The following is a 14930-nucleotide window of genomic DNA, read 5'->3' on the forward strand; positions in this document are numbered from 1 at the left end:
CGTATTGAGTGCAACAACCTGACACTGAGAACCCGAATCAAGTGTCTGGCTCGCAGAACCATCTGCTTCTCCCGCTCTGTTGAGCTACATGGAAAAGTCATTGGTGCTTTTATCGGAAAATACATGTTCTACTAATTGGAGGCATCACCAAATAGACATTCAAATATAAAAGATGAGCATGATATTATTTTCTTGTAACAGTTCGAAATATTGTATTATTGTTAACCGGTAGTTAAAATCAAACCGCATTCTATTGCAATTTATGATAAATTTCATGTTAAAATAAAGAAAATCAAGCCATAATTACTCCATGGGCAAAAAGCATGCTGTCAGTATGATTTGGGTATTTTAACTACATTAATAAGCCTGCCTCTGCGCAAGTATATATACCCGCCCAATGTTAAATCCTTAAGAACTTTATTGAGAGAACTACGGGAAATTCTGGTTCTGTTCAAAATGAAATCGAAAACAGAAATATTAACCCTATCCTCTTCAGGGTAAGACCAGATCATTTCAAGATGATTTCTGATGATATCATAGGTAGTGCAGCCTGACACCATTGAATCTCTTCTGTAATGGTATTCTGCCGCTTGTGATAAGATAACGGAAACCGCTTGCCATGAATTTTTTGCATTAAACAAATCAAGAGCAGCAAGCCTATCTATAGCTATAATCTGAGATTCGGTCACACATGTAAGATGATGAAAATATAATCCTGTAAAAATACTTTCAAGACCCAGCAAAGCTTTCCCTTTTGTTGTGAAAATAATAACCCCATCACTATTCCTTCTTATGTCTACCATACCTTTAGTAAGTATATAAACATAAGAACACGATTCATCCTTGAAGCTTAATTTCTGTTTGGGTGCCGCGTATATAACATGATGAGGATGACTCATAAATAAAGTATCAGTCAGTTTCTGCAGGGCATCAACATTATATTTCATTTCCATTATTAATTTCCTATTTAATATTGCAGCCATATATTCTTTAGTAGCCACAAAATTGATGCTTTGCGATATTCTTCACAGCCATTAAAAAGCAACCTGGAATGAACATTACGCAATCACAAGCCGACCGAAAATAAAAGTTAAAATTAAGCATCATAGTAAGTAGAGTGAATATCTGTTTGGTACATTAAGCTTTGACATTATATTTACCCGGTGCGAGCTTACCGTTTTTTTACTGATATTCATCTTTATTGCAATCATCTCATCTGAGAAACCTGACCTATATAGATATAGAGCATATAACTCTCTACAACTAAGCTTTTCTGAAATTAATGAACTGCAGTTTAGGTTGTAATAATTATTTTTCATCACACGTTCATCAATCTCATCAGGATGAACGACACCAGTGAAGACTTTCCTTAACGTAAACCTTTGGCCAATAAGATTCAGAGATCTTGAAACCTCAATAAATAACACATCTGTTGTATATACCTCACTTAAATCATAAGACCGAAATTTGTTTTTCACCCCCTGATAAGACATTGTTTTATATCTGATTGGATATCCATTACTTAATTTCATATCACATAACCCTTTAACCCCTGCTATATAATATTGATTATCTGATATAATAAAAATATCCACTAGACAATCCTCAAGGAAATTTAAAAGTTCACGCTTGGTTATTGTGTCACAAGCCCACCTGAATAAGTTAGCCTTTCAGTTACATAAAAACGACACCCTCTCAACAGCAAATACCACTCTTACTATCAATGTGGATTCATGAATGAAAATGGCTTTTGCATATAAGCCAGGAAGCTGGAAATTTACGACAGCTCAGCACAGGCCATTAAAATAATTCATAGCATCTTGCATAAAACATAAAGTTCTTGCTTATTTTTAAACTGAAACTTTTTCAGTAAATTTCGACGATGGCAACTAATAGTCGTCTTTGTTATACTCAACAACTGTGATATTTTTTCATCTGAATATCCCATTTTAAAAAATTCGCATAGTCTATGTTCAGTAGGTGATATTTTCGCTCTGATAAAACTGTCATGATGGTATCCAGAGCTGAATAGCTGCGAATAAAAATCATTTATTGAATAAGAAATATCAATAACCTTAAAGTGAGACAGACGTAAATCAGCTTTCAAATGATTAAATATAACCCCTTCACAAAGAATATAATTACAAAAGGAAGCGAGGGAATCACTTTCACTATCATAAATGCAACTTTTGTAGTTTTCGTAGTTGGTTCTGGTTATTTTAATTACGGATTCATTGAAAACAGCATTCAGAATGCCAACGAGACCTAAGTTAAGGTATTGATTATCACTAATTAAAATAAATTTAATCAAAGTCACATCCTCATTAATGGATACGCCCTCCCCCGACTAAAAAGTGTGAATAATGTAATTCACATATCTGAATCAGGAGTTGAAAGTATTTAGCTATCAAACGATATAACTTTTTCATTTTCCTGAGCCATGCACACATCATGGTGATATAATGTCTTTAACGACTGCAATGATTTTTGAACGACTATTACCGTCTGTCTCCCCAATTTTTTTAGCACATTTAAATTTATAGTGCCTCCTGAAGCAGGATATTATTATTGCAAACAATAACAATAACATCAATATGCTATAAAACAGTTCTTTCGCCATTATAAGACCCTCTATGCATTTACAGTAAAACTGTATCGCATGAACACAAAAATGCAAAGTGCAAATATAAACATTCAAATAATCATAAAAAACAAAACCTAAGGCAACTTACGATCGCGACACCATTCTTTGGATATAATTATTGATTATAATCGCCACACTCCCGCATAACGGAGTTGATTGTGAATGTTACAGCATCTCTGTATTAAGGCCTACGGTTCTGCAGACATTCGCGCTATCAATAATATCGAAAAGGTTTTCTACTCTGTAGAATGGTTTTCGTATTAAGATACAACTGACGTTCAAAGAAATATTCTGATCAACATCAGGAAAATGACCAAAAAGCTGATTGCTAATCAATAAATCTTAAATCACATGATTCTCTTATGGTCATTTCTTTTTCCACAAGCAAATCAATATACGGCCTCCTTTTTTAACCTCAACAACACGGCAGATTAGCGTATGTGTGTTATCAACATCGCTCAAAGTTATGCAGCGCTCGATTCGTTTAGTTATCACGTCATTTAATTCATTCATATTGAAATTAAAAAAGCCGAGTGAAAGAAAATTCGAGCATTCACACATGGTAGCCAGCAGGGTACTTAAGAAGTACGCTGAATGACAGTGGACCATGACCCTCTCGCTTCGGATAGAGGGAGTACACAGTGTCCTGGCGCCTGTCAGACCAGGTGGATACGTTGCCGATATATACTGTCTGTAAGCTCATCTTATACTGCGTTGTTGACAGGATGAACTCGAAAGCAGGAACAGTAAAATCAGCAGTAGGCTGAAGTGGACGCTCATGTCCGGACAGCAGTGAACTCAATTGATGCACAATGTAGCTTAAAGCCAGAAGAGCCAGAAGACATACAGAGAGCTTTCTGATCCTCATTCCCATTATTCACCTTCCTTCTGAGGTAAGAATATTGGCGTTGTGGAAAGTTCGTCCAGTGATACCTCTGGCCACATAAAACCCTGACAGTAGTCCATACCTGCGGACAGGGCTTTGTGCATAAGCGAAGTGTTTTCGATCCCCTCAGCAACAATACGGGCGTTAAGAGCCCTTGCAAGGGAGGAAAAAGAGTTAAAGAAGGACACTCCTTCTTGCAGTAGAACAAGATCTCTGAATAACTGACGGTCGATTTTAACGACCTCAAAAAAGCCTGTCATTAGCCAGGACAGTGCTGTCGCGCCTGCACCAAAATCGTCCAGCCATAGTGTAGTCAGTCCACGCAATCCCTGCAGGATGGGGTCATTGTCAGGGACTGTATCTTTGTTGATAAAGCGTTCGCTGATCTCAAGACGGAGTAAAGGGGCCAGTGTCTGTACACGACCTGAAATATAAGGGTCACCGAGCAGGCTGAGAGCTTGTCCTCGGTTAATATTGAGGCTGAAAGGGATATCGCGAATACGTGACCACTTCACGAGTTGGGAAAGGATATCCAGCTGCCAGCAAAAGATACGGAATTGTTCACTCTGGGGAGATTTGGAAAAAAACATTTCCGGAGAACAAAGCGCTCCAGTATCACGATCCTGCACACGGCTCAACATTTCAAGAGCAATAAGTCGGCCGTCCATATCCCAAATGGGGGCGAAAACGGGTGTAAGATGCAATTCCCGACCGAAAGCCTGAACAACCAAGGGTTCAACAGCTTGTAGCGTTTGGGATTCGCTAAGGAATTTTTCGGAATGCATATATTCTCCATTCTGGCCAATTTTACGCGCCGGAAACAATATTTCTACAAGTGTGTGCTGATTTCTGTTACCACTTTCTGGATAGTTATCACTATCTTCGATAACTAAACATGCCAGGTAAGCCCACAAAAGAGATGCAGGCGGAGCGCATGCCCCCGGAAGTCAGGCGTCAGACCAGCTAAACCGCAATATTAGGGCAGTCGTTGCGGCGTACCGGTCCTAACACAACTAACGCGGCGTAACGCTTTCCGTCACGTAGCAGCGTATTTTTCTTATCCAGGAAAGGCAGAACGCATACGACCTCGTCCTGTCCACCTTTTACTGATGCTCTGTTACTGAACGGTCACATTAATTGTTGCAGTGGCCCTCACAGTCCCTGCACTCACTGTCCCGGTCCGAACAAAACGCACACCCCATATCTGTGACGTCGAGGTGACAAACCCATCCCCGGCAACGCTGCCATTCGCATTCACCCGTTTACCGCTGCCGTCCAGCACCTCGACCGCGATACCTGTTGCTGTACCGCTATTCCCCAGCAGGCGAGGGTCAGAGGCATCGGTTCGTGAGGCCGACATACTCAGCGTCATTCCGCTGGTCTGAACGTTGACCGGACAAGTCACCCCAACAGTAAAAGGTTTCTGCGGACCGGTATCACCGACAGCTGGAAAACGCAGCATACTGACATTCCCAAATTCAACAGCAGGAATGGTGTCCACCACGCACTCAGGCACCACCCGTGGCGTCGTTGTGTTACGGATTGTCAATGTCCGGGTGGTACCGTCTGACAAAGTCAGGGTGCCTTTCAGCAGGGGCCCCGGATTGAACATGGACTGTGAGATATCCACCGCACCGCTGGTATGGACCACACGCCAGGTCAGTGAACTCCAGTTAAATCCGCTGGTTGTTTTGACCCCGTCCGCTGCATTGATGTCGACCTGAGCCCCGTCAGTCTGGGTTGCAGTAAGGCGCAGACCAATCCCCGCAGTCTCACCCGCACGCGTCCACAGATCTCCGGTGCTTCCACCTGCAAGCCAATTCCAGGTGGTGTTCGTAATCGCCTTACCGCTATCATCGGTACAGGAAAGCGCAGCAGCAGCAGAAGAGCCGCTCATCGCTTCCGACCAGGAGGCTGAGGCCTTAGATGAGCCCGCCGGAATACTCAGATCACCGATACTAATGTCCAGGTAACGCTCAGTATCCGTGCCCCACCCGGTACAGCCAGCCGCCTGCGCGGCGCTACCCGGGAACAGTGCGGTCAGGAGCAGTACGGTACTCGCAGCGGGCAGACAGGCACCGGGGAGGGATATCAGTTGATAAAGTTTCACGTGCATTCTCCCTGATGAATTACAGGTAAGCGCTCAGCACCAGCTGCAGCGATGTCAGCGGTACTAAGCCGGTAAGGGATACGGCACCGGGCATCATGCCCGTCGCCCCACGTGACGTCGAGAAGGCCCTCATCCGGCATGCCGCTCATGTACACCTGGCCGAAATCAGAAGCGATCCCCATACGCTGTCCTTGTGCATGGCCTTCGGTTTTATTCTGTACCAGCGTTACCGTCGTGCCGAACGGTAACGGTCTACCCTGCCGGGTGAGGGTGAACAGCACCTGGCGGCCTACAGACGTGGTAAAGTTTGCCAGCACGACGGCACCACGCAGAGGCGTCACAGTCTGACTGTTAAGCCCCAGCGTAACATCCGGACCGGCAGACAGTGGATCAAGGTTGATCCGGTTACGCCGGTAGGGCTGAAGGCTGGTCATGACCGTATAACCACGCCAGTCTGTGCGGGCTCCGGTGGTGTTCTCCACCCGTACCCCGTCCGCACCCGGCGCCCGCACCAGCGCCATGGTGTCCCCCAGCGACTGGGATAGTGTCACGCCATAGCGGGTGGCAACTACACCGCCCTGCACGCCATAGCTGAGCTGCTGCTGGTCACGCCCGTAGCTGTAACCTGCCGATACCTTCCCCCGTCCGCCGCTGTAATTCCCGTTTAGAGAACCGCTGTTCGTGTCCTTCACGCCGTCCCCCCCCCCCGAGACCAGAGACTGCGTTGCCCCCCAGGACAGGCGGTTATCCTCCAGCGCGGTTCCCCCTATACCGGCACTGTGTGCCGTACGGCCAGTGTCGTCATGCGTCATGCCGTAGTTGGCCCACAGGCTGTGCCGCCACTCGCTCCCCATAAGCCAGTCCTGCAGGGGAAGCTGGACGTTCAGGCTAAACTGGCGGTCGTTTTTACGGTCCGTTCCGGGCCAGGCGCTCAGCATGTACCCGAGGCTGTAACTCACCCGCTGGGCGGTCACGCTGTAGTTCAGGGAGACGGACCGCTGGTCGTCGGCAAGATCCCAGTAGGTTTTACGGCTGCCGCTCAGCGACAGGGACCCGATATCCCCGAGGCGCTGGGTCAGATTAAGCTCCAGCGCCTGACGGGAACGGCCGTTGATGACAGGTGTGCTCCACACGCCATCAGGTGTCCAGGAGGTGACCGTGCTGTTTTTCCCGACCAGCACGCTGGCATCCCGGAAGCTATAGTACCCCTGCGTGGAATACCGGTAGGCGGCCAGAGTGACCGTGGTACCGGTTTCCGGTACCCCCTTTGAATAACGCAGCCGCCAGGACTGGCCGTCACGCGCCTCAGTCCCCGGCAGGACGGTATGCGACTGCGTCACGTCGGCGGACAGGGCACCCAGCACCCCCAGTCCCGCACCGCTTCCCAGACTCCACGCCTGATAGTCGCTGCTGAGAAGTCCCCCGCCATAAAGGGTGAGATCGTAGGGCAGACCGTAGATGAGGGAACCCTGAGCAAACTGCGGTGTCCTGCTTTCCTGGCCGCTGTTGCGGTAGCGGCCGGCAGTCAGGCCATAACGTAACTGCCCTTCACGCTGCATCACCGCCACTGAAGAAAATCCCTGTACAAAACTGGTAGAGGCCCCGTCTGCCTCGCGCACAGTGACATACAGGTCTCCGCTGAGTGAGGAGGAGTTCAGGTCACGGATTTCGAACGGCCCCGGTGCCACCGTTGTCTCATAAATCACGTTGCCGTTCTGTCTCACTGTCACCCGGGCGTTACTCCTCGCCGTTCCGCGTACGATCGGGGCAAAGTTACGCTGCAAATCGGTATACATCTCTTCATCGGATGCCAGCTGCACACCGCGGAACTGCACGCTGTCAAACACCTCGGACGGGGTATAACCGTCCCCCACGGTCAACAGCCCTTTCAGCGGCGCGACCGGGCGCTGGGCCCAGGTGTTGATCGCAGTCCAGTTACGGGAGGTCCGGCTTACGGTACTTTCACTCCTGTCGGTACTCCGCGTCAGCGTCTTGATGGTCATGGTGGAGAAATTACGCAGCTGCCAGCTCCCAAGGTTGATGCCGTTGTTCAGCGACAGAAAGTAGCTGCCGCCCCCGTCGCTATCTGCACTGCCCGCTCCCCGCGCGCGGGTATGGCTGGCGCTGAAGTTGTAGTCGGTCATGGCAGCAGTCAGCCCCTCGTCCCAGAAGCGTGCATCCACCGCACCGCTCTCCTCCCGGGCCAGATAGATTTCCGGGACGGTCAGGTCAAGTCGGCTACGGGAGAAGTCAAAACGGGCCCGTGCGCCCGGAACTGCATCCAGCAGACCGGGGACCGGTATGGCTGCATGTTCCGGATCGGTCTGAATCCCGCTGCCGTCAAAAGCTGACGCGCGGATCCCCAGAAAGAGGGCATCGTTCACCGACAACGAGGCAGCGAGACGCCCCGTTCCCGGCACCTGGCTAAAGGCCACATCGCGCGACTCAACATAGGTACCGTTAAGCCACAGCTCAACCGGGTAGATACCCGGCAGCTGTTCACCGCGGGCGAGACGTGCCAGCGCCGCCTCGTCAACCTCCTCCGGAGCCGCCGAGTAAACTGCGCGTGCGGCAGCTCCGGTTCCCGATCCGGACGACCCGAGCCCCAGCAGGGCAGGGTTAAAATAGTCTTCCGCCTGAACCGGCCGGGCAGCGGTCCCGCAGAGCAGCATTATCAGAACAGCAAGCCGGTGCAGACGGCCTGGGGGATAATTCCGGTCCATCGCACCCGGGAAAAAGAGATCATGCATAGTCTGGATCCTATTCAGCATAAAAGTGGTATTCCCGCAGGCCCCTCCCCCGCAGACCGCATCACCGTGCTGTTACCGTAAGCGGCGGAGTCAGCCCGCCAAAGTCGTTAAGCGACACATACGTGACGCTGTTTCCGTGCGCCTTTTCCGGCAGCGTCCAGGACTGCGTTCCCTTCGGCGGCACCATGCGCTTATCCGCATCCTCAACCGTAACGCCACCCACTTTCAGACTGTTAACGGTCACGTTATAGGCCGTGGGGTTGGTAGCAGTGAGGGTGTTGCCAGCGCGGGAGAAGGTCAGGGCGCTGTACGCCTCAGACGGTTTTCCTGCCAGCCCTGCAGGACGGTAAAAAAGCTTGATCCGGGTGTTGAACGCAAACTGGACGTAGTTCGTGTCAGGGGACGGTTTTTCACTGGCGGCAATGGATTTGATGTTCAGCCAGAACACGGATTCCCGATCGCGGGGAAAATCACCGCTTGCCCTGACGATCCGCACGCTGTTCTCCCCCGTGTCCTGGCGGTAAAGCGGCGGTGTGGTGATAAAGGTGCCTTTCGGCAGTTCTGCGGTTTTTTCGGCGCCATAGCCTTTATAGCTCTCCACCCAGGTCTGGATAAGGAAGGGAATGGATGAGGTGTTGATAACGCGTACAGTTGCTCCGTTATCGGCTTCATTGTAAATGACACGCGTGGCGCCGACGGCGATTCCGCCGGTCACTTTACCAGCCCGGGAAGCGGGCTCCGCGGCTCCTGCAGGGGCCGCCAGTGTCATCAGCGCGGAAAATAGGGCCACCAGACAGGCCGGCAGGGTTGTCCCGGTGCGGGACGAAAACAGGGTACGACCCCGGTGAACAGGAAGATTGCAGCGTAAAAACATATCGACCCCAACATGATTTTAGACAATAAGAAAAAGCGCCGTAAACAAACGGCACTAAATATCGGGCGGTATACAGCCGGACGTGCCCAGTTTTTAAGCCCCCCTGCATCAGGCAGGGGGGGAACTCAAGCATTAAGCGTAGGTAAAGGTTGCCGTGGCGGCACCGACCACCGTACCGGCACCAACCGCTTCTGCCTTCTCCAGCGGCACAATCTGCGCGCGCAGGTACAGGGTACCGTCCTTCAAGCCGTTGGTTTCTTTAAGCGTAGCGGCGGCACTCTGGGTGCCCACCGGCAGGGGGCCCTGCGGGAAGGTACCGACGCTGGTGCCGCCGATGATGCCGATACCGACGTTGGTCGCGTTGCCGGTGTTGGCGATGACGGAGGAGAAGCCTGCTACGTCAGAAGTTGTGGAGGTACCCCCGATTGTCACAGAGGCTGTGTTGTAGGCCGCATCGCAGCTCTGGAGGTCTAACTTGAAGGTCACTGGTGACAGGTTGTTGGCGTTAAGCAGGTCAGACGGACCGACGGTCGGAAGGGTGACGGTCTGGTTAATGCTGTCCACGCCGACGGTGCAGGTCTGCGGGGTTATGGTGCCGTTGACGGTCAGTACGGCCGCGGAGGCACCGTACGTGGCGGAGAGCACTGCGGCGGCGAGTGCCAGTTTGGCTGCGTTGAATTTATTCATTAATAAGTCCTTAAACGAAAAAGGTTTTGTGTTCAGAAACGGAGGTTCCGTGTTTAACGGAAGGCGCGGCATCATCAGGAGTAGGTGAAGGCCACGAGAAAGGTCCCGCTATAGGTGCCCGCTGATGGCGTCACAAACTGGGTGTTTTCGTTATAAGCCGAAATCCCGACCGTCACCGGTACGGTGGCAACACCGTTGGTAATGGTGGCCTCATTATGATTGCTTGATCTTCCGTCAAGTTGCAGTCCTTTTGAGAGATCAGTCTTAGGGCTCTGCATAACCTTGAAAGATACATTATCTACACCATTTGCCAGCCCCCAGTCATTGTAAGAGGAATGGATTATCCCCTGATAGGTGTAGGCGCTGGTCACCTTGGCCAGGCCCGCCGGGCAGTCCGTAAAGTTAAAACTGCCACTTGCGGAGTACTGGGCACTATTACCCGAATCCATCAGGTTTTTCGCTGTCACGTTCGGAATGGTCAGCGTCTTGGCGGCATCGGCAGCATTCAGCGTGCAGGTAGTGGAACTTACAGCACCCTTGAAGTTGATGTTAGCGTCAATAGCCATCGCCCCATAAGAAGTCAGAGCTGTCACCACCGCTGACGTAATTAGTAATTTTTTCATATATTTCCTCGTATAAGTTTCATACATTCAGTATTGATTTAGGACAGGAGTCGTATAAAGCACAAAGTAAATGACACGGCTACTTTTATGCGTTTAAGTTGGCTTTTGTCTTCATGATGGGACACTTCATGATGAGACATTTGGGGCCAAATTGTTTCATTATATTCCTGGGCATTTAGAGGCTGCCTGGCAGAGTTAAATTCTGTATGTGGAGCTAGACTATCCAATAGGTAGTATAATATTCTGCTGTATGACGTACATAGACATGCTCAATCTGTGCCGGAGAGTACATGGTGTGTGTGTGGGGTGGGGGGGCTGATTGGAGGTGTCAATCAATGTAAACTTTTTAAAATTAAAAGGTAAAAAAAACAATAAGTTAAAAAAAAACAAACAGGAGTTTTGATTAATTGTTGCAAAAATTTAAGCCTTAAACCAAAATCTTAACAGTTTGGCCCCAAATGTTCCCACTGCGCTCCAAAAACGAGCAGAAATCAACTAAATAGACTCAAAATTTGAATTATTTATTCCTGTAAAGAATATTTTTTTTATCCCAGATGCCTACGAACCTGGCGGCGTTACTGGCGGTATATCGTACAGTATGTCTTATATTACGATGGCCAAGATAGTCCTGAATGAGACGCGTGTCAGTACCGCGCTCAGCCAGCTCATAACCACACGCATGCCTCAGCATATGTGGATATGTCCCAACTACAGTGCCTGCTTTCATTCCAGCATTGCTGATAATACGCCAGGCCTGCTGTCGGGAAAGCCTGGAACCTCTGCACGATATAAATACTCTCTCAGGTTCAACGTCCATTGACCACATGGTTCGTTGCTCCTTCCATTTTTTTATAGCGTCTAGCTCGTCTTTTAATAGAGGATGAACTGTCGACAGACCGTTTTTAAGACGGCGAATTAGTATACGACCTTCATCCATATCCAGATCTTTAAAGCTCAGGTTTAACAGTTCACTGATCCTGAAACCATGACGAAAGGCAAGCAGAATGAGACAGCAATCACGTGCGCCTGTCCGCCCATATTGAGCGGCGCTAATGAGCTCTTGTACTTCACGCATAGTCAAAAAATTACGCTCTGTCATATATACCTCTTATATGAATTACGGGCTCACATTACCCGTCCAAAAATTACTTATAACCAAATGCAATCAGATACTAAATCAGGAAGGCAGAATTAGCATTAAACAATAAATGCGAAATCAACTGTGAAGGTGATTTTAGGATTTTTCCATATAAAAAATGTTATATCATAGCATAAATTTTATTACTCAAATAAGATAGCCACCTTTACACAAATAAGAAAGTCGACATCAATATGAAAATCAGAATAAAATCTTCCAAAGCATGGTGATTATATAATGAAATAACAATACACCGCCTTTTAAAAATAAAAACCGCGCACTAAGAAACAAAATTATTATAAGTATCTTTCTCACGCTTAATTCAAAAATAAATCATGGCATCCATTTTATTTTCAGCATCAAAGCCAGTCATTAATAAAAATTTACTGTATTGGGCTTTGTTGAATAATTCAGAACCAGCCAACGGTAAGATGCAGGACTCCCACCTATACACTCGTTATGCGATCCTGACACTGTGCGGCATACCCAACAACGTCATCCGGTTTAGCGCTTTGACCATCGCCATCGCTTCACTTACCTGAGCGCCATAGTTCCGCAGGCTCAAATGGCCACCCAGCAAGGTTTTGATGCAGACATCGCTGTTTCTGCTACTGAACGACGGTGATAGCCCACTTTCTTTTTCCAGGAATCATTGCTGCCGCTCAGATGCTTATTCGCAACCGCGTGGTTGCGCTCGCGGTACTTCTCCGGCCAGTATTGCGCACCGCTTCGTGTTGGTATCAGTGGCCTGATTTTTTCCTCAGCAACGCATCATGGCAATAGCGCCTGTCATAAGCACCGTCTGCTGAGGCTTCCCTGATTTTCCGGTGAGTCTGGTTAATAAGGCCCGGCAGTGCCTGCGCATCTGTCGTAGCGCTGAGCGATAAATCGGCACAGATAATCTCGTGCGTCACACTGTCTGCGGCCAGATGAAGCTTGCGCCATACCCTGCGTGTGTCAGCCCCATGCTGCCTGACTTTCCACTCAGCTTCACCAAAGACCTTCAGACCGGTAGCATCAATGACCAGATGCGAGATTTCACCCCGGGTTGGCGTCTTAATGCTGATACTTACGCTCTTTGCCCGTCTGCTGACCAGAGAGTAGTCCGGGCAGCACAGGCAGCTCCATGAGTTTAAAAATTGAGTCAACGAAGCCCTGTAAAGCGCGGAGCGGCAGGTTTAACACGCGCTTCATCATCAGAACTGTAGTGATAGCCATATCGGTGTAGTGAAGCGGTCGTCCGCGACCTTCAGGCTGAGCCTTCTCTGTCCATGCGGCAATGGCGGACTCATCAAGCCAGACCGTCAGAGAACCGCGCTGTCTGAGCGCTTTGTTGTAGGCTGACCAGTTGGTGATTTTAAACTTTTGCTTTGCCATGAAGATCCGATTCTGAAACGACTGTAGCGTTCAGATCGGCCAATCTCCTGAAAGTTCGATTTATTCAACAAAGCCACTGTATTATTGAATCAGGATGATTATATTTTGTCAGGAGACCAGCCTTTAAATATCTACATGCGATGACTTTAGGGTTACAGGAAGCAGGAGTTACTTTATGAGTATGGTTAAACGCCGGATACTCATAAAGCACCCACCTAAAAATAATAATTAATGATTTGCACTAAAGTATAATATATTGAGGCCGGGCTGACAATAATGAATTTCTTATAAAATTGTCGCCAGGATGTGGAATGTAAGTTAAGAGGTGAAAAAGCTGTTAAGTGAATGTTTTAATTTGGTAGGCAATCAGGAATTTTGCTTTTATTAAAACCTCTCTTAAATCTGTAACCCCCCCCCCCACGCACATGAAGTGCAGTGCTAATAGCTTGTAAAATTGGACATCTCACTCCGACAAGTGTTTAAATCAACAAATTCGCTTTACATTAAAAACCGAGAAGTCTAAATGGTAAGCATAAAAGTGATAAGGTATGTTATCATAAGCTATTAATGACTGGTATATCACAGAATATGAATATATTTTTGTCGGAGATTGTGAAATAGCATTAACCTGTTATATTTATAAGGTGTTTTGCGCTATCAAAGTTCATGTTACTACAGGTCTCTTTAGAATTAAGACGATCTCCATCGTACAGTTATTTCCACAACTGTATGAGTTGAGGTTAGCAGGCGTAAAATTCGCAAGATTTATCTTCTTCAGATAATTTTAAAGCCTCGGAAAATTTGACTGAAAATATTCGCCACGAAACACAGCACATTTAACATTTAATCGGTTTTTTATTAATGGAGTAACATCATGGATAAGAGAAAATACTTGACGCCATACGAAGTTAGCAAGTTGTTGTGCGGTGCAGATAAAAGCCGCAACCCAGAAAGAAATTACTGTATGATATTAATGGCTTACCGCCATGGATTTCGTATTAGTGAACTTCTCTCTATTAAACTTTCTGATATTGATATGAATGCCAGAGTAATTTTTATCAACAGGCTTAAAAATGGTTTTTCTGTTGCACACCCCTGTTCTGAAGATGAGTATGATATGCTTCAAAAATGGCTTAATATCCGAAGACTCATACCAGAAAGTGCCTTCACAAACAATGTTTTCATATCATCGTCAGGGCGAAAAATTTCCAGAACCCAGGCGTGGAAAATCATAAAAAAATGCGGTGAAATTGGTGGTCTCTCATTACACGTTCACCCTCATATGCTCAGGCATTCATGCGGATACTATCTTGCTGGCAGAGGAACAGACACGCGTCTCATTCAGGATTACCTTGGGCATCGAAATATTAGGCACACTGTTTTATATACCCAGAGCAACTTTAAACGTTTTGAAAAGCTATGGACAGACGATATAATGGAAATTAAATAACAGGCCATAGGAGTACGCATAAATATATAGCGGCCCATTTCCATCAAAAATAAGAAAGTTGACGGAGGAAGTGGGCCCGGCGGGGTTAAACTAAAATGTTATTGCATATGTTGCATCCTCAACCAGGCACCCCACCCTGATTAATAATTTATTTATGATATGTATAGTGATTTTCTTTTCATTACATATGACTATCAGAGTCTCAGTGCTTGCATATTCACATAAAAAGGAAATAATCAAGATAGACAGCACTAATTATATTTCAAAGCTGAGACATATTCCAGTATATGGATGGGGGGGGGTGATGCCTCCAATTAGTAGAGCATGTATTTTCCGATAAAAGCACCGATGACTTTTTCATGTAGCTCAACAGAGCGGGAGAAGCAGATGG

At 47.4% G+C, this 14930-nt stretch carries 13 protein-coding genes and 1 pseudogene; 2 read left to right on the forward strand and 12 right to left on the reverse strand.

Annotated features, from left to right (window positions below; translation table 11 throughout):
- Positions 1–135: IS1 family transposase (locus tag AC2FAP_RS24135; protein ID WP_485453025.1), on the forward strand; the 135-nt coding region annotated here is incomplete at its 5' end.
- 194 nt (positions 136–329) lie between these two features.
- Here AC2FAP_RS24135 and AC2FAP_RS24140 read toward each other — a convergent pair.
- The 11 genes and pseudogenes from AC2FAP_RS24140 to AC2FAP_RS24190 all read right to left on the reverse strand — a co-directional run bounded on the left by AC2FAP_RS24140 (position 330) and on the right by AC2FAP_RS24190 (position 13089).
- Positions 330–1001: a helix-turn-helix domain-containing protein gene (locus tag AC2FAP_RS24140; RefSeq protein WP_172686948.1), complete on the reverse strand. Its 672-nt coding sequence runs from the start codon at positions 999–1001 to the stop codon at positions 330–332.
- 102 nt (positions 1002–1103) lie between these two features.
- Positions 1104–1595 (reverse strand): response regulator transcription factor, encoded by a 492-nt coding sequence (locus tag AC2FAP_RS24145; protein ID WP_320718588.1) that lies wholly within the window; start codon positions 1593–1595, stop codon positions 1104–1106.
- A gap of 215 nt (positions 1596–1810) precedes the next feature.
- Positions 1811–2317, reverse strand: coding sequence for a helix-turn-helix transcriptional regulator (locus AC2FAP_RS24150; RefSeq protein WP_172686947.1), 507 nt, complete (start codon positions 2315–2317; stop codon positions 1811–1813).
- 1200 nt (positions 2318–3517) lie between these two features.
- Positions 3518–4315, reverse strand: a complete 798-nt coding sequence (locus AC2FAP_RS24155; RefSeq protein WP_248077560.1) for an EAL domain-containing protein — start codon at positions 4313–4315, stop codon at positions 3518–3520.
- Between the two features lie 332 nt (positions 4316–4647).
- Positions 4648–5646 (reverse strand): fimbrial protein, encoded by a 999-nt coding sequence (locus AC2FAP_RS24160; protein WP_172686945.1) that lies wholly within the window; start codon positions 5644–5646, stop codon positions 4648–4650.
- Positions 5637–8390, reverse strand: a complete 2754-nt coding sequence (locus AC2FAP_RS24165; RefSeq protein WP_172686944.1) for a fimbria/pilus outer membrane usher protein — start codon at positions 8388–8390, stop codon at positions 5637–5639. The genes AC2FAP_RS24160 and AC2FAP_RS24165 overlap by 10 nt, the downstream gene beginning before the upstream one ends.
- A gap of 61 nt (positions 8391–8451) precedes the next feature.
- Positions 8452–9264, reverse strand: coding sequence for a fimbrial biogenesis chaperone (locus AC2FAP_RS24170; RefSeq protein WP_172686943.1), 813 nt, complete (start codon positions 9262–9264; stop codon positions 8452–8454).
- A 132-nt stretch (positions 9265–9396) separates the two neighbouring features.
- Positions 9397–9951: a fimbrial protein gene (locus AC2FAP_RS24175; protein ID WP_172686942.1), complete on the reverse strand. Its 555-nt coding sequence runs from the start codon at positions 9949–9951 to the stop codon at positions 9397–9399.
- Positions 9952–10025: 74 nt separating this feature from the next.
- Entirely contained in the window at positions 10026–10574 is a 549-nt protein-coding gene (locus tag AC2FAP_RS24180) for a fimbrial protein (protein WP_172686941.1), read from the reverse strand.
- A gap of 517 nt (positions 10575–11091) precedes the next feature.
- A complete protein-coding gene (locus AC2FAP_RS24185) occupies positions 11092–11673 on the reverse strand; it encodes a tyrosine-type DNA invertase (RefSeq protein ID WP_172686940.1) in 582 nt (193 codons plus the stop codon).
- Between the two features lie 496 nt (positions 11674–12169).
- Positions 12170–13089, reverse strand: a pseudogene (locus tag AC2FAP_RS24190) (IS5 family transposase).
- Positions 13090–13963: 874 nt separating this feature from the next.
- Between AC2FAP_RS24190 and AC2FAP_RS24195 the strand changes: the two are divergent.
- Positions 13964–14539, forward strand: coding sequence for a tyrosine-type recombinase/integrase (locus AC2FAP_RS24195; RefSeq protein ID WP_172686939.1), 576 nt, complete (start codon positions 13964–13966; stop codon positions 14537–14539).
- Positions 14540–14853: 314 nt separating this feature from the next.
- On the opposite strand, the gene AC2FAP_RS24200 is transcribed toward AC2FAP_RS24195, so the two are convergent.
- The coding region (locus AC2FAP_RS24200) for an IS1 family transposase (RefSeq protein ID WP_485453026.1) at positions 14854–14930 on the reverse strand (77 nt) is incomplete at its 5' end.

Source organism: Enterobacter cloacae complex sp. 394I7, from assembly GCF_057320345.1.